The 20,165-nt window shown below is 56.2% G+C and carries 13 protein-coding genes; 8 read left to right on the forward strand and 5 right to left on the reverse strand.

What is annotated here, in order from left to right; all coding sequences use genetic code 11:
- The first annotated feature begins 69 nt into the window (after positions 1-69).
- Positions 70-474 carry a hypothetical protein gene (locus tag ACHZBS_RS07510; protein WP_319405882.1) on the forward strand — a complete coding sequence of 135 codons (405 nt, stop codon included), beginning with the start codon at positions 70-72 and terminating at the stop codon, positions 472-474.
- Positions 475-762: 288 nt separating this feature from the next.
- Positions 763-1,170, forward strand: coding sequence for a hypothetical protein (locus ACHZBS_RS07515; protein ID WP_319405883.1), 408 nt, complete (start codon positions 763-765; stop codon positions 1,168-1,170).
- 737 nt (positions 1,171-1,907) lie between these two features.
- Here ACHZBS_RS07515 and ACHZBS_RS07520 read toward each other — a convergent pair.
- The 4 genes from ACHZBS_RS07520 to ACHZBS_RS07535 form a co-directional block, all read right to left on the reverse strand.
- Positions 1,908-2,222, reverse strand: a complete 315-nt coding sequence (locus ACHZBS_RS07520) for a response regulator (protein ID WP_319405884.1) — start codon at positions 2,220-2,222, stop codon at positions 1,908-1,910.
- A gap of 102 nt (positions 2,223-2,324) precedes the next feature.
- Positions 2,325-3,047, reverse strand: a complete 723-nt coding sequence (locus ACHZBS_RS07525) for a response regulator transcription factor (RefSeq protein WP_319405885.1) — start codon at positions 3,045-3,047, stop codon at positions 2,325-2,327.
- A 24-nt stretch (positions 3,048-3,071) separates the two neighbouring features.
- A complete protein-coding gene (locus ACHZBS_RS07530; protein WP_319405886.1) occupies positions 3,072-4,025 on the reverse strand; it encodes a HAMP domain-containing sensor histidine kinase in 954 nt (317 codons plus the stop codon).
- 83 nt (positions 4,026-4,108) lie between these two features.
- Positions 4,109-4,312: a hypothetical protein gene (locus ACHZBS_RS07535; RefSeq protein WP_319405887.1), complete on the reverse strand. Its 204-nt coding sequence runs from the start codon at positions 4,310-4,312 to the stop codon at positions 4,109-4,111.
- Between the two features lie 77 nt (positions 4,313-4,389).
- On the opposite strand from ACHZBS_RS07535, the gene ACHZBS_RS07540 reads away from it, so the two are divergent.
- Positions 4,390-4,599, forward strand: coding sequence for a dodecin family protein (locus ACHZBS_RS07540; protein ID WP_319405888.1), 210 nt, complete (start codon positions 4,390-4,392; stop codon positions 4,597-4,599).
- Positions 4,600-4,685: 86 nt separating this feature from the next.
- On the opposite strand, the gene htpG is transcribed toward ACHZBS_RS07540, so the two are convergent.
- A complete protein-coding gene (gene htpG, locus ACHZBS_RS07545) occupies positions 4,686-6,620 on the reverse strand; it encodes a molecular chaperone HtpG (RefSeq protein WP_319405889.1) in 1,935 nt (644 codons plus the stop codon).
- Between the two features lie 917 nt (positions 6,621-7,537).
- On the opposite strand from htpG, the gene ppdK reads away from it, so the two are divergent.
- The 5 genes from ppdK (at position 7,538) to ACHZBS_RS07570 (ending at position 20,150) form a co-directional block, all read left to right on the forward strand.
- Positions 7,538-10,270 (forward strand): pyruvate, phosphate dikinase, encoded by a 2,733-nt coding sequence (gene ppdK / locus ACHZBS_RS07550; RefSeq protein ID WP_319405890.1) that lies wholly within the window; start codon positions 7,538-7,540, stop codon positions 10,268-10,270.
- A 35-nt stretch (positions 10,271-10,305) separates the two neighbouring features.
- Complete coding sequence (locus tag ACHZBS_RS07555; RefSeq protein WP_319405891.1) at positions 10,306-14,409, forward strand: hypothetical protein; 4,104 nt, start codon at positions 10,306-10,308, stop codon at positions 14,407-14,409.
- A gap of 224 nt (positions 14,410-14,633) precedes the next feature.
- A complete protein-coding gene (locus ACHZBS_RS07560) occupies positions 14,634-15,317 on the forward strand; it encodes a YkgJ family cysteine cluster protein (protein WP_319405892.1) in 684 nt (227 codons plus the stop codon).
- 29 nt (positions 15,318-15,346) lie between these two features.
- Positions 15,347-16,429 carry an aminotransferase class V-fold PLP-dependent enzyme gene (locus ACHZBS_RS07565; protein WP_319405893.1) on the forward strand — a complete coding sequence of 361 codons (1,083 nt, stop codon included), beginning with the start codon at positions 15,347-15,349 and terminating at the stop codon, positions 16,427-16,429.
- Between the two features lie 91 nt (positions 16,430-16,520).
- On the forward strand, positions 16,521-20,150 hold the full coding sequence (locus ACHZBS_RS07570) for a DUF748 domain-containing protein (RefSeq protein ID WP_319405894.1): 3,630 nt from the start codon (positions 16,521-16,523) through the stop codon (positions 20,148-20,150).
- The last annotated feature ends 15 nt before the right edge of the window (positions 20,151-20,165 follow it).

Below are 20,165 nucleotides of genomic sequence, written 5' to 3' on the forward strand. Positions count from 1 at the left end.
TATCGGACTGATCTTATACGTAAGATCAAGTGCGCTGAATGCTATCGGTCAACCAAATGGAGGGTTACAATGAAAAAATTCATATATATAACAGCAGTGACGATGACAACGATGGTGATGACGGCAGTTGCCATGGCAGGCAGTGTGGATATCGGACTGGGGAGAATGGATCAGGCCGAGTTTGAGTCCCTGCAACAGATGGTCAGCGGTAGCTACCATCCGTCTGCTTCCGCTTCCGCTTCCACGATAAGACCGCAAGACACCCGGGTCGCTGAATTCAATCAGGCGGATGTGGATGGCATCCGGCAGGCGATGGTAGCCGGCGCCGTTTCGCGAAATGCGACTGAATCCATAGCGAATAACGGTATGGTGGATATCGGTACGGGATCGATGGCAACCAGCGAATTTTGCAACCTGAACAAACTGGTAGCCAGCAACAATACCAATAGTGGTTTCGCTTTTATCTGTCCGTGATCACTGACCGACCCACAATACTGAATTCACAATAGAATCGTAAACATGCTCGAAAAGGCCTGCAGGATCGCGAATATCGCGTGGTCCTCAGGCTTTTGCCATATACGCCCCAGATCAATCGCGCGCGGCTGCACGTTGAATGGTCCCTGCCTGGTATTAAAAAACGCCAATACATGAATAAAAGTTCATTTTTTGCTTGACAAAATAAGTGGCGGCCCATATGTTTATCTAAAATATGAACATTAGGTCATGTTCATATTAAAACAAACTCAAAAGGAGGGCTCAGCAATGAAAAAATTAACATTAGCAATCGTTGTTTTGTCGTTGGTGGCGGTAACCCAAGCGTCGGCAGAAATGGTCAACATTGGTCTGGGGCAGATGGAACAATCCGAATTTATCGCCTTGCAGGCAATGGTCCAGGGGCGGCAACCGGATGTCGTGACGACGCATTCCACCCCGCTCGATCGCCCGGAGCGGTACGGCCCGATGGAAATGGCCCGTGCAGACTTCGAGGCGCTTCGCGATAAAGTGGCCGGCCGCAGCGCCGGCGTCGATGCAAGACCCGCCGCGAAAACGGTTCAGTTGGTCGATATCGGCACAGGTAAAATGCCCATGGATGAATTCATCGCCTTGAAAAACATCGTCGAAGGGACAAATATCTTCAAATGGGAGCATCTGGCTGCCGCACAACCGTAACGTTCTCAGGGGATGCGGATCAGTCAGTAAAGGCGATGCGCCAGGTTCCTCATGGACGGCCACGCTGCCGAAAGGATCAAGGCAGGTGGCCGTTTTTATGCCTTACGATTCGGCTTCGCACGGCACGCCAAACGTTCGCAACAGCGTGGACCAGGCCGACGACCAATGCAAAATGATTATCCGGCAACGGGTTTTTGTCTGATTGAGGGAAGGAAAATGACAAGGACTCGGTAATATTTCAAGAAAGGGCCTTCGATTGTACAAAATCGGCCGTTAGTCGAGGCATTCGACGGTCCCGGTTGGATCGGCGGTCTTTTCCGCTTCGGCGTTCGGGGATATGAACAGCATAGGTAAACTGCCGTCGGTCTACCCCGGTACGCCGTCCGCCGTTGTCAGGAATCGCCGTTGTCTTCATCTGAATTCAGGTCGTCCTCGGTTGCAATGGAGTCAGAATATTCCCGCCAGGAATCACGGAAATGGTTTATTCTCGGCAAGCGGAAAAAGGTCATACAGGATTCTCTTGAGCCATTTTTATGCAAGAATCACGCTATCGGCCCAATACAAAATACATACCATTTAATTTCATATAGTTGTGAGTTTTACCGACGGAGTTTGGTATAAAAAATGGGTAATAAATGAATGTAAAAATGGGTAAATTTCTTCCATATGGAAAAAATTTCTGCAATCGATTGGGAGCAAGTCGACCTGTCAATCGATTTCAAGTGGATTGCCATCGATCAGGATGCCTTGGCGGTTGATGGCATCAATTGATTCCCGGGGTCCAGCATCATTTTGCTGATTTTTTGTGAAAGGGCTTCTGCGGTGTATGGTTTGCAGATAATGTTACTCCGGCGATGGGACAGAATTTCTGTAGTTCCGGCGGCATCGCTGAAATCGGTGGACAATAAAATCGGCGTATCCGAAAAAAGACGGCAAATATGGCCATTCAACTCCCCCCCCATGCCGGGCATAACCCTATCAATAATCACCAAATCGAATAAATTGGGATTATTGGATAGAGGAGCGAGGGCATCGGAATCATTATCGATCACAGTGACACGGCACGGCCAGCATTAAAATGGTGAAGGATCGTGTGCTGATGGTGGTGGCCGTTCTCCATGCCGAACCGGCCGGGTCAAATGAAATGACAAAGGTCACTCAGGCTCGTGATCGAAAAGATACCCGATGGATCGAAGACTTTTAAAATAAATCGGGCTTCTGGGGTCTTGCTCGAAATATTTGCGGAAACGGACGATAAAATTGTCCACCGTGCGGGTGGTGGTTTTCCTGGAGTACCCCCAGCCGATCTGCAACAGCTTGTCGCGGGAAAGCGGTTTCCCGCGATTGGCGATAAACAGTTTAAGCACCTTGGATTCCTGTTCGGTCAGGGAAATCTCGCCCAGACGGCAGCGGGCCGTATGGGTTTTAAAATCGATGTGATTGTCGCCAAAATCATAAGTGTCGAAGGATGGGAGGACCGGCACGCCGTTTTCCTGGTTCCAGGCGCCGCGCTTGAGCAGGCGCTCGACGCGAAGGAGCAGTTCTTCCAAGTTAAACGGTTTAGCCAGGTAATCGTCCACGCCGTAGGCAAGCCCCTTGATCCGGTCATCCGGATCTCCCTTGGCCGAAAGAATCAATATGGGCAGCCGCTCATCTTCCAGCCGGATGCCCTGAAGAATGGAGAAACCGTCTATGCCCGGCAACATAATGTCCAGAATCACTAAATCCGGCCCGAACGCCTTCCATTTGTTCAGGCCGGCCACGCCGTCAGGTGCGACTTCCACCTCATACCCTTGAAGGGTCAGGTTCAGCTGGATGCCTTCGGCGATGTGAAGATCATCTTCGATGATTAAAATTCGCTTTTTGGTGGATTCCATAATGGCTACTCCTGTTGCAATCAGCTATTTCAGAGCCGGCAGAACCAGGGTAAAGGTAGAGCCTTGGCCCCGTCCCGGGCTTTCGGCCAGTACCTTTCCCTTGTGAAGACGGGCGATGTTTTGCACCAGGTGCAGGCCCAGGCCGCTTCCCTTGGCCGTCATGTTCTCCGACTGGCCGATCTGGTAAAATTTACGGAAAATCTTTTTCATCTCTTTTCGGTCCAGACCGATGCCATTGTCCGTAAACCGGATGTGCGTCCTTTGGCGCGTGGGTTCAATGAAGATGTTGACCTGCGGCGTTTCAGAGGCATTGTATTTAATGGCATTGGTCAGAATATTCATCAGCAGCATTTCAAACAAATGCCGGTTGATACGCTGGTAAAGGGTGCCGGTTTTCGGGCTGTGGACGTTAATCTGACAGCCTTTGAAGAGGTGGGCGTTCTCTTCCAGGAACTGGTTCACCGTCTTGACGACATCAAAAACAACGAACTCGCCCATATAGCTTTTGCTTTCCAGTTTGGCCAGGTTCAGCATGCGGTTGATATTTTCGGTCAGGCGATTCACATCGGTAAGCATGTACTGAATGTATTTTAGCTGATCATCCCGCGAGAGTTCGTACCTTGAAAAGGTCTGCAGATAAAGCTGCAGGGAAGTCACCGGTGTTTTGAGTTCATGGGTGAAGTTGTTGATAAAGTTGTTCTGCATTCGATACAGCTGCAAGGTTTTCTGGCTGAAAACGAAAATGATGAAGATTCCCAGCAGGATGATACCGATCAGCATGCTCAGGACCAGAATTACCACCCATGTGTCGGCGGCAAACACCTGCTCCTGCTCCAGGTTGAACCGCTCCATTGCCGAACGCAAGCCACTGCTGACCTCGATATACCAATAAATGTACAAAAAAAGAGACACCACCAGGGCGGTAACGGAGAAGATAAACACCAGGATGGGATGAAAAAACCACTTCACCTGCTTCATGGGTGGTAATGGGTCCTTTGCACGAGACGATTCGATTGCTGGTTCTGAACAATATAGCCGATAACCGATACTGGCCAGTGATACTACCGGATTTCTACGGTCATTTCAATGCGGCGATAATGCCTCGACAGGAAATTTCCTTGACCGGCCGGCATCTCCATATTAGGTTGTATGCATATTACTCCTTCCTGATTTTTTTGTGCCTGTTCATCGATGTTAAAGGCTGCTTTTCCAGCGAACCGTGCTTTCTGATGGGTTGTTTCTGACGTTATTCTTTGTTCGGCCATGGGATCATCCGTTGAAATGAACGGGTCATTTCCGCGGGTTTTCCCTGTTCTAACCGGAAAACAAAAAGGGGGAAATCATGAGCGAGAGTGTCTACAAAGTCATCGAATTGGTGGGAACCAGTACTACTTCCTGGGAGGATGCGGCAAAAAATGCAGTGGAAACCGCTTCCAAGTCATTAAAGGATCTGCGGGTGGCGGAAATCACGAAGCTGGACATGAAGGTGGAAGGGGGCAAGGTTACCGCTTTTCGTTCACGGGTAAAGCTGTCTTTCAAATATGCCACTTAAGAAAAGACATCAATATACAGGTGGGATCGGCAAACAACCGGCCGGGTTGCCCGTGCTACCGGGCAACCTGGCCTTGCCTGTCGGCGTCATCCCATGGCGCGGGACATCAAATCGCCCACCATCTTCGAAAAGCGGGCGGGGTTGTCCAGCTTCCCGCCTTCGCTGACCACGGCCATGTCAAGTAAGAGCTGGCTGTAATCTTTCAATTCGGGGTTGTCCCGGTCGTTTTCGAAAAGCGTCTTGATCTTTTCCACCACCGGGTGATCCATGTTCAGTTCAAGGACGCGCTTGACGTCGGCCGGCTTCTGCCCGGAAGCCTTGAGGAGCTTCTCCATGTATGCACTCATATCCCAGGCATCCCCGGATAGGCAGGATACCGAATCCTTGAGTCTAGAGGAAGGTTTCACCTCTTTTATTTTATTTTCCAGGTGGCCCTTGATGAAACCGAACAGCGCATTGTAGGCTTCCTTTTTGGTCTCGTCCACCTTGTCCAGATCCAGGTCGCCTTTTTCGGCGCTCTTCAGGGGTTTGCCGTCATACTCGGTCAATGACTGAACCACCCATTCATCAACCGGGTCGGTCATCAGCAGCACTTCAAATTCCTTCTCCTTCAACTTTTCAAGGTGGGGGCTGTTGATCAGGGCGGAAAGCTTATCCCCGGTAATGTAGTAAATCTCCTTCTGGTCGGCCTTCATATTTTTCACGTAATCATCCAGCGACACCCAGGTGTCCTCGGATTTGGTGGTCTTATAACGAGCCAGTGGAGCGAGTTTATCCTTGCTGGCCGGATCGGTGTGAATTCCCTCCTTCAAGACAGCGCCGAACTCATCGTAAAACTGATTGTATTTCTCCGCATCCATTTTCGCCAGCAGATCGAAAAGCTTTTTCACTAGATTCTTGCGGATGTTCAGCACCAGCCGATCCTGCTGCAGGATCTCGCGGCTGACGTTCAGGTTCAGGTCCGATGCATCCACCACACCCTTTACGAACCGGAAATATTCGGGCATCAATTCCTTGCAGTCGTCCATGATGAACACCCGCTTGGAATATAGATGGATGCCGTGGCGGCGATCCGGGGTGAACAGGTCAAAGGGGGCTTTGGAAGGAATGTAGAGCAGGGCATCGTACTCGGTGGTTCCTTCAAATTTAAGGTGGAGCCGCTCCATGGGGGCATTCCAGTCATGGCTCAAATGCTTGTAGAACTCTTCATATTCTTCCTCTTTGACGTCATTTGAATTGCGGGTCCAGATGGCCTTCATGGAATTAAGGGTCTCTTCGCGCATGACCTTACGCGTGGTGGCGCCGATGGGTTTGCCATCCTTATCCTTGATGACCTCCTCATCGGGCAGCGGCTCGTCGCGCTCGACTTCCATGGTGATGGGGTAGCTGACAAAATCGGAATGCTGTTTGACAATGCTGCGGACTGTCCACTGGTCGGTGAAATCCTTTTCGTCCTTCTCCTTTTTTTTCAGCGCCAGGGTGATAGTGGTGCCGCGGGTAGCCTTCTCGGTCTCTTCGATGGTGTAGGATCCATCTCCGGCGGAGACCCACTTGACGGCCTGGTTCGCATCCGCGCCGGCAGACCGGGTAACCAGGGTAATTTTATCGGCCACCATGAAAGCGCTGTAAAAGCCTACGCCGAACTGCCCGATCAACTCGGGGATCAGTGTCTCCTGCCCCTTGGCATGCTCCAGGGCTTCCATGAAACTGGCAGTGCCGCTTTTGGCGATGGTGCCGATGTTTTCCATGACCTCTTCGTAGGTCATGCCGATGCCGTTGTCGGAAATTTCGAAGGTCTGCTTGATGGCATCGGGTTTCAACTGGATTTTGAATTCAGTATCTTCACCCAGAATACCCGGCTCGGTCTCCGCCTTGTACCGGACCTTGTCAATGGCATCCGATGCATTTGAAATCAATTCCCGCAGAAAAATATCCTTGTTGGAATAAAGGGAATTGATGATCAGGTTGAGAATCTGCTGTACTTCGGTTTTAAACTGATAGGTTTCCTGCTTTGCTTCCATGGGTTCTCCTGAATCCTTCTTCATCAAGTTTTTATCAATGGTTATAATTAGTTCGACGGCAACGCTGAACAATTATGGGCGTGATTTGCCGTTTGTCAAGGCAGGAAAGCCGGTTTACATGCTAAAATCAGCGTGTCCCCCATTGCGTACCGCAGGACGATCTAACCCGAGGCGAAAATCCACCGCCGGGAAACGGAAGGGGTTGAAAAGCACCGGTTCAAAATCAAAAACATTTAATAAACTTTTTATTTCAATTGGTTATACAATTTTTTAAATGGGGCCGGAACAAAGTTTAAAATCTTGAACTTTTTGTAGAAAACAATATTTACCATTTAAATCAATTAGTTAAAATAGCTTTTGATTGCGGAGGGTTTAAAATTTTGAATTTTTTTCATGATGATTCGACGCTCGCTGCCGATGTGAAGCAAGTGGAAAAGAATAGGAAAAATTATATTTTTCTAAGATTATAATGTTTTATAGTTATTCTACTGTTTTTTTTGCTTTGGAAGTATAATTTGGCAGGGTGTTTGCTTTTGTCTAATGTCAACCTAATAATTTTTCATCTGTTCTCCTCCTTAACGGTTAATCGGCATCATCCCGATTAACCGTTTCCTTTTTTGGATCCTCGAAATAAAATTGCAAATTTCCAACCAACCGGTTAAAATTATCTTTATCTCATGAAGTGATCCAGCGCAATCCTTGTGTACCACCTCTGTTTCGGAACGATTAGCTCATTTTTTAAAACGGCGGATCGCTTCTTTTTTCTTCGTCGCTCACTTTTAACATGAATCGCAGCCGTCATGGGGCTGAATCCAGCCACGGTGGCCAACTGTCGCAGGGATCGGCAGATCTTACCGGTCACCTTTTCTCTGTCAACTGGAAAACCGCTTGGACTTTTGGCAAAACATGGAGGGGGTATGCAAACGAAAAAATGGGTGTTTGGCTTTGACGAACTGGATGCCGTAAAAAACCAGGTGGGCGAGGATGTAGATGCCGTCCGGGGGCTGCTGGGCGGCAAAGGGGCAAACCTGGCTGAGATGGTTCGGATCGGGTTGCCGGTTCCCCATGGGTTTACCGTATCCACCGAAGCCTGCAATGCCTTTCTCAAGTCAGGTGGTACCTTTCCCAAAGGCATGTGGGACCAGGTGCTGTCAGCCCTTCAAACCGTTGAAGCCAAAACGGACAAACGCTTTGGCAGCGACGACAGCCCCCTGCTGGTCTCCTGCCGGTCCGGTGCCAAGTTTTCCATGCCCGGGATGATGGATACGGTGCTCAACATCGGCCTCAACAGCCAAACAGTGGCGGCCATGATCCGTCTTACCGATGATCCCCGCTTTGTTTACGATGCTTATCGGCGGCTGATCCAAATGTTCGGCAGTGTCGTCATGGGCATCGACGACGAACCGTTCGAAGCGGTCATCACGGCCGCCCGCAGGGCTGCCGGCGTTGAAAATGATACCGAGCTGTCGGCGGAGGCCTGGCAGCAGGTGGTGCTGCATTTTAAGGCCGTATACCGCCGCCACACCACCCACGACTTTCCCGAAGATCCTCTCAAACAGCTCAAAATGGCCACCGAGGCCGTGTTCAAAAGCTGGAACGGCAAACGGGCGGTGGATTATCGCACAGCCGCCGGCATCGCCCACGACCTGGGCACGGCAGTCAGCATCGTCACCATGGTTTTCGGCAATATGGGCGATGACTGCGCCACCGGGGTGGCCATGACCCGCAACGGGTCTACCGGAGAAAACCATCTGGAAGGAGACTACCTGACCAATGCCCAGGGCGAGGATGTGGTGGCCGGCATCCGCATGACCCGGGACATCTCTCTCCTTAAAGAGGAGATGCCTGCGGCCTACACCGAATTCGAACGCATCGCCCGGCTGCTGGAAAACCACTACCGGGAAATGCAGGACATGGAGTTTACCATCGAGAAAGGCAAGCTGTGGATGCTCCAGACCCGGGACGGCAAGCGAACGGCCCAGGCAGCGGTGCGCATTGCCGTGGAGATGGCCGACGGCGGGCTGATCGATCGGCAGACCGCGGTGCTGAGGATCAAACCGGAGCAGGTGGACTTTTTCCTCCACCCGCAATTTGACCCCAAAGCCACCGCAGGGGGCAGGCTTCTGGCCCGGGGCCTCAATGTCTCTCCGGGAGCGGCCGTGGGGCAGGTGGCCTTCGATGCAAACATGGCCGAATCCTGGGCCAAGAACGACGGGAAATCGGTGATCATGGCGCGGCCGGAGACCAAACCCGACGATGTCCACGGCATGCTGGCCGCGCAGGGTATTCTCACCAGCCGCGGGGGTCGCACCAGCCATGCAGCCCTGGTGGCCCGACAGTTCGGAAAACCGGCGGTGGTGGGAGCCTCGACCATCACCATCGACCTGACCAACCGGCTGATGACCGTCGGCAACCATACCATCCATGAAGGCGAGTGGATCTCCATCGACGGAACGACCGGCGTGGTCTATGAAGGCAAACTGGAAACCATGGTTCCGGACATCAAAGATCCCTGGCTGATCAAACTGCTCTCCTGGGCCGATGAATTCAGGACCCTGGGAGTGTGGGCCAACGCCGACTATCCCCAGGACGCCCGCCGGGCGTTGGAATATGGCGCCCAGGGCATCGGCCTGTGCCGGTCCGAACACATGTTCTTCGAAACCGACCGCCTGCCTCACTTTCAGCGGATGATCCTGACCGACTATCCCGTGGAGCGGCGTGAGGCACTGGCCGCCCTGCTGCCGTTCCAGCGGCAGGATTTTGCAGGACTTTTCCGGGTGATGCAGGGCCGGCCGGTAATCATCCGCCTGATCGATCCGCCCCTGCACGAATTCCTGCCGGACCTGGTGGAACTGGTATCCGAGTTGGCCGACCTGAAGATCCGGCTCAAACACGCAGCGGACATGGCCGCCATCGATACCCTGCTGGCTGAAATCCGCCAGAAGGAGCTTTTGCGCAAGCGGGCCCAAAGCCTTCGTGAAGCCAATCCCATGCTGGGCCTGCGGGGGGTGCGCCTGGGAATTTACATTCCGGAACTGACCACCATGCAGGTACGGGCCATATTCGAGGCGGCCTGTATGGTGGTGAAAGAAGGTATCGACGTTCACCCGGAGGTGATGATTCCGCTTACCAGCCACGTCAATGAGTTGATCCGCCAGCGATCGGTGCTGGAGGCTGAAGCCAGGGCCGTCATGACCGAGAATGGGATGGAGATCGCTTACAAGTTCGGCAGCATGATTGAACTGCCCCGCGCCGCCCTCACCGCCGACCGGATCGCCGACCATGCCGAATTCTTTTCTTTCGGCACCAATGACCTGACCCAGACCACCTTCGGCATCTCCCGGGACGACGCCGAAACCGGGTTTCTCATCGAATACATGGAATCCGGCATCCTCCCCGCCAATCCCTTTGCCACCCTCGACCGGGACGGTGTGGGAGAACTCATCGACATGGCCGTAAAAAGGGGCCGGACCACGAAACCGGCCTTGGAATGCGGGATCTGCGGCGAGCACGGCGGCGATCCCAAATCCATCGCCCTGTGCCATGAACTGGGACTTTCCTATGTTTCCTGCTCCCCGTTCCGGGTGCCCGTTGCCCGGCTGGCGGCTGCCCATGCCGCCCTGCGGGACAAACAGAAAAAAAGCACCTGATGAAAAAATTATCCCGCCATCATCCGGGAGGTATCATGAACCGCGCAGCATCGGTCGTCGTTGGCCTGTTCCTGTTGTCTTTTGCCGGCATGGTGGCAGCGGCCGCGGCGCCGGCGCAGGTGTCGGATATTCCCGCATCTCTGGAACCCTGGAGGGAATGGGTGCTTCACGATAAGGCGGACCAGCGATGCCCCACCCACTTTGACAACGGAACGATTCACCGCTGCTGGTGGCCGTCGAGACTGGTTGTAGATGTGGGAGACCAGGGCGGCCTGTTCGAACAGCAGGTAACCGTGTACACCCCCACCTGGGTGACGCTACCCGGTGACGAGACCCATTGGCCCGAATCGGTGTCCGGCGGCGGCGAAGCGCTACCCGTGGTGGAGCGCAACAGGATGCCTTGCATCCGGCTGGAAGCCGGGGACTACCGCATCAAAGGGGCTTTTGTCTGGGACACGCTGCCGGAAGTACTCCAGGTGCCGGCTTCCACGGGCATTCTGTCGTTGACCATCGACGGGCGTGAAATCCTCGAACCGGACCTCGATCTTGACGGCCGCCTACGGCTCCACGGCAAAGGCGGTGTTGCCCGTCGGGAGGACACCATGACGGCCACCCTGTTCCGGCTGGTCGAAGATGACATTCCCATGCGGATGATCACCCGGATCCTGCTCGAGGTTTCCGGTCGGGCCCGTGAGATTCGGCTGGCCGCTCTGTTGCCCGACGGCGCCGTGGCGATGAAAATGGACAGCCCGCTGCCCGCACGCCTGACTCCGGCGGGTGACCTGTTGGTTCAGGCCCGCCCCGGCCGCTGGGATATCCGGGTGACGGTGCGGCTGGATGGTCCGGTGAAGACCCTTTCCACGGGAAAGAGCCATTACGGCGATGAAATATGGTCTTTCAACGCTTTCAATGACCTGCGCATGGTCAAGGTTCTGGGAGCACCGACGATTGAGCCGTCGCGAACCCGGATGCCCGACGAATGGAAAGGGTTTCCCGCCTACCAGCTCAAGCCCGGTGCCGCCCTCTCCTTCGAAGTCATTCGCCGGGGCGACCCGGATCCGGCACCGGACCAGCTGGACCTGACGCGCACCTGGTGGCTTGATTTCGATGGATCGGGGTTTACGATCCATGACCGCATTGGCGGCACGTTGAGCCGGACTTGGCACCTGTCCCTGGAGGCCCCCATGGAACTGGGACGGGTGGCCGTGGATGGCCAGGATCAGTTAATCACCCTTCAGGGGGATCGGCCTTCGCCCGGCGTTCAACTGCGTCGCGGGCGGCTGCTTCTGGAGGCCGACAGCCGTCTGCCGCGCACCTCGTCGACTCTGCCCGCCATCGGCTGGGACCACGATTTTAAAAGCGTCCGCGGTCTGCTTCATCTGCCTCCGGGCTGGACCCTGTTTTCCGCTGCCGGTGTGGATGTCCCTCCCGGGGCATGGCTCCAGCGCTGGACCCTGTTGGACTTTTTCCTGGTGTTGATCATCGCCGTCAGTGCTTACAAAATCCGCGGCCGGGCAACCGGTCTGCTTGCCCTGGTGACGCTGGTACTGACATTCCATGAAGCGGGTGCACCACGGCACGTATGGCTTCACCTGCTGGCGGTGGCGGCGCTGTTGAAATATCTTCCCGGCGGCTGGTTTAAAACGGTCGTCAAGCTGTGGGGGGCAAGCGCGGTGGTCGCACTCGTCGCCATCTCGCTGCCTTTTATGGTACAGCAGATCCGCACCGCCATCTATCCTCAGTTGGCCGAGGGAGGCGATGAAATCCATTACCGGCCATCGGCTGCCGGGACCGGCATGATCCTCGAGTCGCAGATGGCCGCCGCGCCTGAACCCGCTTCGGTCGGCCAGCGTACCCTCACCGCCGCGGATAAGATCCAGATGCCCCAGCTCAAAACAGCATCCCGTCAGACCCGGTTTTTATCGGATCCCGATGCCTTAATCCAAACCGGCCCCGGTCTGCCGGTGTGGCAGTGGCGATCCGTGCAACTCCGCTGGAACGGACCGGTGGACCGCACCCAGCAGATTCGCCTGTGGCTGGTTTCGCCGACCCTGAACCTGGCCCTTGGATTGGTTCGGGTGGTGCTGCTGTTTCTGTTGGTCGTGGCCGTTCTGGATTTACGCAACTGGCGACGGCATCTGCCGGCACCGATGATATCAAGTGTGTCCGCGCTGATTCTATTGCTGATCTTTCTGGCCCCGGCCCAGTTGCTTCGGGCCGAAACCGCCGGGCAGACCTTTCCGCCCCAACCCCTGTTGGACGAACTTCAGCGTCGACTGCTCGAACCGCCGGCCTGCCTTCCCCGTTGTGCCGATGTGAGCCGGCTGGAACTGGCGGCGACGCCTGACCAGCTTCGCCTGATCATGCAGATACATGCCCAGGTCGAAACGGCCATCCCCTTGCCCGCCACCTTGGATACCTGGCGGCCGAACCGGATCATTCTGGACAACCAACCGGTAAAAAGCCTCTCTCGGGACGACCGTGGCACCTTGTGGATGGTTTTGCCCCAGGGGGTTCACCTGGTCAAGATGCTCGGGCCGCCCGGGGTTGCCGATGAGATTCGCATCACCTTTCCCATCTTACCCCATGTGGGTACATATGCAGGTGTTGGATGGCAGGCCCGTGGGTTTGGACCTGACGGCAACATGGACGCAACGATTGCCCTGACCCGCATGCAGAGCGACAGTAAATCGCCGAGCGAAATATCCCGAACCGATATCCCCCCTTTTTTTCATGTGGCGCGCACGCTGCACCTGGGTATCCAGTGGGAGGTAACCACCCGCATTCAACGGCTCACCGAGCCGGGCGCGCCGGCATTGCTTTCGATTCCGCTGATGAAAAATGCCGTGGTCACCACGCCCGGCATTCATGTGGAAGAAGGGCGTGCCCAGGTTTCGCTGGGCCCGGATGAAATGGAAGCACAGTTTTCCACGACCATTCCCATTGCACCGACAATCCTGCTGACGGCGCCGCGGAATGGTGAATGGACAGAAACCTGGACCTTGGATGCCGCGACGATGTGGCGCTGCAGCGCATCGGGTCTGGCCGCGGTCCACCATCAGGATGCCGACCGCAACTGGCAGCCGCAGTGGCGCCCGTGGCCGGGGGAACAGGTAACCATTGACGTGTCCCGACCCCAGGCGGTGAGCGGCCGAACGATCACCGTGGACCGGTCGATGCTGTCGCTGACCCCGGGGCAACGGTTTTCCCGTGCGATGCTGACCCTTGGCATCCGTTCCAGCAAAGGCGGACACCATCAGATCGAATTGCCGACACAGGCCAATCTGCAGGCAGTTAGGATTGATGGCAAAAGCCTGCCCATCCGCCAGGACGGTCAACTGGTGACCGTGCCGCTGGAACCGGGCAGCCAGACGGTGAGCCTGGAGTGGAATCAATTGAACGATTCGATGACCCGGATTCACGGCCCCCGGGTCAACGTAGGCGGTGCCGCCGTCAATGCCGCAGTGACCTTTCACATGCCCGACCACCGCTGGATTCTGATGGCTGGCGGGCCCAGACTGGGACCGGCCGTTCTCTTCTGGAGCTATCTGATCGTGGTGATCCTGGTGGCTGTGGGCCTGGGGAAAACGACGCTCACGCCCCTTCGCACCCACCACTGGCTGCTGCTGGGGCTCGGGCTGACCCAGGTGCCGGCAGGTGTTGCCTTGGTGGTTGTGGGCTGGCTGCTGGCCATGGGAACCCGCTGCCGAAAAGCGCCGGAAAAGGCCTTGGCCTTCAACGGCATCCAGTTGCTTCTGGCGATCCTGACCGTGGCGGCCCTGGTGGGTCTCTACACGGCCATTGAACGGGGGTTGCTGGGCATCCCGGACATGCAGATTGCCGGCAATCATTCCACGCGTTTTCAGCTGAACTGGACCCAGGACCGCATTGACGGAACGATGCCTACCCCCTGGGTGGTAAGCCTGCCCCAGTGGATCTACCATCTGCTCATGCTGGTCTGGTCCCTCTGGCTGGCCTTCAGCCTCCTGTCCTGGCTGCGCTGGGCGTGGGGATGCTTTTCCAAAAGGCGTCTGTGGGAACCGATCAAATGGCGCCGCAGAACCAATCCGACCAGCGGCGACAATTCATCCGGAAAACCGGACGCCGGGGTTTTGCCTCCATCGTCCCCGCAGGCCTGAGTTGCCTGATACCGATTGAACGCACGGTGCCGCAAGCATGCGAAACGGACCCAACGGGTGGTGTTTTGTCGGGCGCTCACCGTTACCCGTGGAGCGTTAGTTTACCAGCCTTCCCGATCGTTGCCGCCTCCCTGAGCCATGGAACCACTGGAAAAAAACAATGGATTGGCGTATAAGGAAAGTTGGATTAACCACACTCATTATCCCACGGAAAGTCTTTTTTAATGGAGCTCAACGCAAAACTGACCCTTCTTGAACGCATGGTCGACATCTACGATTGGTTGGTGGACGAATTTGACCTGGCATGTGAAAAATACTGCGCTCACTGCTGTACGGCCAATGTCACCATGACCACCCTGGAAGGCTATCGGATCCTTAACCACCTGGAAAAGACCGGTGAAACCCGCTACTTGGAAACTATTGCCCGGCAAGCCCATCCCGACCGGTTTTCGCCCTGCATATCGATCAATCGCATGGCCGATATCTGTGCGCAGGGTGGCGACCCGCCCGATGAACACCTGAACCCCGATGCCGGCCCCTGCCCGGTGCTGACGGATGATACCTGCCCGCTCTATCCGGTGCGCCCCTTCGGCTGCCGATGCATGGTATCGGCCAGTAACTGCGGTCGAACGGGGTTTGCCGATATGGACCCGTTTATCCTGACGGTCAATGACGTGTTTCTTCAACACCTTGAGCATATCGACGCCCAGGGGTACACGGGCAACTTCGTTGATGTGATGCAGTTTCTGGAATCCGATGAAAATCGTCAGAACTACACCGCGGGCCGACTCGGAGCGGCACCGGACGGTCTGGTCGCCAATCAGCCGGTGTTCGTACTCATGATACCGCCGGAACACCGGGAGCGGATTCAATTCGTTCTCAAACAGATTCGCAGCATCCAGATGTAGTGCGGATTGAACGTCGAACAAGAACCGCTATGCAAACCTATCCCATCCCCATGGTCCCCGGCCCGGTAATGGTGCCCGATGCCATCCGAAAAGTCTACCTGGAACCCTATGGCTCCGGGGATCTGGAAATGGAGTTTGTTGAACTCTACACGCGCACGCAGCGGCGGTTGAAAGCGATTTTCGGCACCCGGGACGATATCGTGATCCAGTCCGGCGAAGGAATGCTGGCCCTGTGGAGCGCCTTGAAAAGCTGCCTGGTGCCTGGTGATCGGGTGCTGGCAGTGGCAACCGGTGTATTCGGTTACGGCATCGGCGAAATGGCCCAATCCATTGGTGCCGATGTTAAAATCGTGGGTTTCAGCTATGACGAAACCATCAACGACATGGCCCGCATCGAAGCCGCCATCGCCGAATTCAAGCCCCGCATGATCACGGCCGTCCACTGCGAAACGCCCTCGGGCACCCTCAACCCCCTGGAAGAACTGGGCCGGCTGAAACACGCCTACCGGGTTCCCCTGTTTTACGTGGACACGGTGGCCGGAGCCGGTGGTGTCCCGGTTCTGGCCGATGAATGGCATATCGATTTGTGCCTGGGGGGATCCCAGAAATGCCTTTCCGCACCGCCCGATATGTCCTTTCTGTCGGTGAGTCCCAAGGCATGGGAGATTATCGATGCCGTGGGTTATGTGGGCTACGATGCGCTGAAACCATTTCAGCATGCCGTAGAAAAACGATTTTTCCCATACACACCCAGCTGGCAGGGCGTGGCCGCCCTGTATGCGGCTGCCGGGCTGCTGTTGGACGAAGGACTGGAGAACAGCTTTAACCGACATGATGCGGTGGCCCGGTTCTGCCGACAGCAGTTGGTGGAGATGGGCATCGACCTGTTTCCGGCCCCCGGGGCCATCCCCTCTCCTACGGTCACGGCCGCCACCATTCCCCAAGGATATACGTGGCAGATATGGGACCGGCGGCTGCGGGAAAAGGGCCTGGTGGCAGCCGGCAGTTACGGGCCGCTGGCCGGGAGGGTGTTCCGGTTGGGCCACATGGGCACCCAGGCGGACCAAAAGCTGGTCAAGCAGGCGCTGAAGGCAATTGCAGGCGCATTATAAAAAGTAATGAATTCCGGCCCGGTAAACCAGGCGTTGTGTTGCCCCTTGAAAAGGGATTGCTGGCCCGCCCTAAACCAACGGACGCATCAAGATGATAAAAACAGCTGACCTGACCCCTCGGCAAAAAAAGATCGCGATCACCCTTTTCGCCATCGTTCTGATTTACATCCTTTTCGGATTCATCGGCGCCCCTTTTATCGTTCGCAGCGTTCTGGAAAAACAGGTGGCTACAGCCATCCACCGGCAGGTAACGGTGGGACCAGTTCGGGTCAACCCCATCACCTTGTCGGTTACCCTCAGAGATCTGAATATCCGGGAAAGCGGCGGTGCGCCTTTTGTGAAATTGGATGAAGTCTACGCCAACCTGCAGACATCGTCGCTGTTCAAGTGGGCCCTGGTGCTCAAATCGGTGCGCATGGTCAATCCGGACATTGCCCTGGTGCTCACCGGTGAAACCACATTCAATTTTTCAGATATCGGCGGAGAAAGCCCGCCGAAAACACCGGAAGCAAAACAAACGGCCGAGGCCGGCGGATTCGCTCTGGCGATCTACGACACCCGCGTCACCGGCGGCCGGATCGTTGTGGACGACCGGGTGGTCTCCGTGGTCCATCACATCGACGACCTGAACCTGAGCGTCGCAGACCTCTCCTCACGCCCGGCCGACAGGGATGTCTATACCCTGTTCAACCTGACCGCCCGGATCAACGGCGCTGCGCTCTCCCTGGATGGCAAAACCCGGCCCTTCGGCCCCGACCGTGAAACCAAGGCCGACATCGGTCTCAACTCATTGCAGGTGCCTCACTACCTGCCTTATGTGCCGCTGCCTGAAAATCTGAAAGTACGCTCTCTGCAGGTGGAAACGGAAACCGAACTCAGCTTCCGCATGAAGGAGGACAGCCAGCCGGAGCTGGTGCTGGCCGGCCTGCTTTCTCTCCAGGATGTCCAGTTGACCGACGGCAACGGCGACCCCTTCGTGAACCACCGCAACCTGAAATTCGACCTGCTGCCCTCAACGGTGCTCACCGGGCAGATTCGGTTGGCTCAGGTGGATCTGTCCGGCCCGGAGATCTTTCTGAAACGGCTGCCCACGGGAAACCTGTACCTGCCATTTCTCGCGGTGAAGGCCTACGACAAGGGACAGGAGGCGGCGGCTGAAGATATGACCGGCCGGTTTAAACCGGTGGTCACCATCGATCGGCTGAACCTGGAAGCGGGCGTCGTCCACGTTGAAGACCGTTCCAACAGCGACCCGTTTTCCACCACCATTTCCGACCTCAGCCTGGAGGTGGACAACTTCGGTCTAAACAGCGACCGCACCGCCGCCTATCGGCTCGCGCTGAAAACCGAAGCCGACGAATCCGCCCGCCTGTCCGGCACCGCTGCTTTGGTCCCCCTGCAGGTGTCGGGAGAGATCGATGTCTCGGATGTCAAGGTTTCCCGGTACCTTCCCTACTACAAGGATCTTTTCGCGTTCAAAGCCGTGGAGGGCAAGGTATCGTTCGGCGGAAATTACCGTTTCCGCGAGGAAAACGATGCCCCCCTGGTCTCCCTGGCCGGCGTCCATCTGGAGGTGGATGCCCTCAAGGTGGTCGACGAGGATGACGACGCCCCCCTGTTATCGCTCGACCGGCTGAGCCTGGCCGACACCACGGCGGAACTGGCCCGCCATGAAGTGACCCTGGGCAGTCTAACGCTGTCCACGGCGGAGATCTCCTGCCGCCGGGAAAAAGATGGGTCGCTGAACCTGGTCAAGGCCTTTGTGCCTGCCGCTGACGCCAAAGCGCCGCCAACGGATAATGCCGGGGTGCCGGATGGCAAGCCCATGCCCCGGACTGAACCGCCGCCCGAGCCCTTTGTCGTGAATTTCAAGGCTGTCAAAATTTCCGATGTCGCCGTGAATGTGGAAGACCGGGTGCCGGAAGAACCGGTAACCTTAAGGATCGACCAGATCGCCCTGTCCGCTTCGGATCTCTCCACGGCGCCCGGTTCGACCGGCAAGGCCGATCTTGCCCTGCGCTGGGGGCAAGAAGGACGACTCCAGGCCGGCGGCGATGTCACCATCGACCCCCTTGCCCTGAACCTGGCCATTCAGGTCGAAAAAATGGACGTCCGGCCCTTCCAGCCCTATCTTTCCGAGCAGGCGGGACTGATCGTCACCGAGGGTTTTTTCAACACGGCAGGCCGGATGCGGCTCTCCCGGAAAAACGGGGCGGCACCGTCGGTCACCTATACCGGCAAGGCGGGACTCAACCAGTTTGCTTCCATCGACCGTAAAAACGCCAACGATTTTCTCAAATGGAACGCCCTGGTTTTCGACGATCTCGAGGTCGGCGTGAACCCCGTCCGAATCTCCATCGACCAGGTTTCCCTGGCCAATTTTTTCGCCCGGGTGATCGTCGATCCGGACGGCAGCCTCAATCTGGTTTCCATGTTCAGCCATCCGGAACCTGCGCCGACGGATGCCGGTGAAACCGGCGGCGGGAAGCCGATTCCGGAGAAATCGGCTTCCCATGCTGAAACGCCGTCCATCCGCATCGCCCGGGTGACGCTGAGTGGTGGAGATGTGGATTTTTCCGACCATTTTATCAAACCCAATTACAGCGCCCGATTTCAAGATCTTGGCGGCCAGGTGTCCGGCCTGGAGTCTATTGCCGAAAAGCGGGCTGACGTGCTGTTGGAAGGCATGTGGGGCAGCCACGCCCCGGTGAAAATCACCGGCCGGATAAACCCGCTGATCGAAAATCCCTATGTGGATCTGAACCTGAACATTTCCGATATCGAACTGAGTCCCTTTTCCCCCTATTCCGGAAAATACATCGGTTACATCCTCGAAAAAGGGAAGCTGACCTTCAACGTGGCTTATCTCATGGAAAACCGGAGGCTGGAGGGGACGAACAGCGTCTATATCAATCAACTCACCCTGGGGGATTCGGTGGACAGCCCCGACGCGGTCAGCCTGCCCATCAAGCTGGCCATCGCCCTGTTGAAGGACCGCGAGGGAAACATCGTGCTTGATCTGCCGGTCAGCGGCAGCCTGGACGACCCCCGGTTCAAGATCGGCAAGGTGATCCTGACCGTGCTCAAAAACCTCATCGTCAAGATCGTCTCCTCGCCCTTTGCCGCCCTGGGCGCCCTGGCCGGCGGCGGCGAGGAGTTGAGCTATTTAGCGTTCGATCCCGGTGTCAGCGGGATCAGCCCGGAAAATGCCGGGAAGATGGACAAGCTGGCCAAGATTCTTTTTGAGCGGCCGGGGTTGAAGCTGGATGTCCAGGGTGCGGCCACGCCGGAAACAGACGGCGAGGCCCTGCAGGCCGTTCTGCTGGAAAACCGGCTGAAGGCCCAAAAGCTCCAGAAGATGATGAAATCGGGAAAAAGCGCCGTCCCGCTGGAAGAGATCGTTCTGGGTGAGGAAGAACGGACGGCCATCCTGGAAAAACTGTTTGCCGCATCCGGCATTGCCGTGCCGGTGGACGACAGCGGAAAGCCCGTCGAACTGACGCCTGAAATCATGCAGAAACTCCTGCGGGAGCACACCGAGGTCACGGAGAACGATTTCCGCAAGCTGGCCAACGCCCGTGCCTTCAATGCCAAGGACTACCTCCTGGAGCATGGCCAGGTGGACCGGGATCGCGTTTTTATCGTGGAACCGCGGACAGGTAGCAAGGCGCAAAAACCGGAAAAGGCAGATAAAGGGCAGGTGGTCTTCAGCCTGAAATAAAAATAGAAGTATTCC

The sequence above is a fragment of the uncultured Desulfosarcina sp. genome, assembly GCF_963664155.2.
In the GTDB taxonomy this organism is placed as follows: domain Bacteria; phylum Desulfobacterota; class Desulfobacteria; order Desulfobacterales; family Desulfosarcinaceae; genus Desulfosarcina.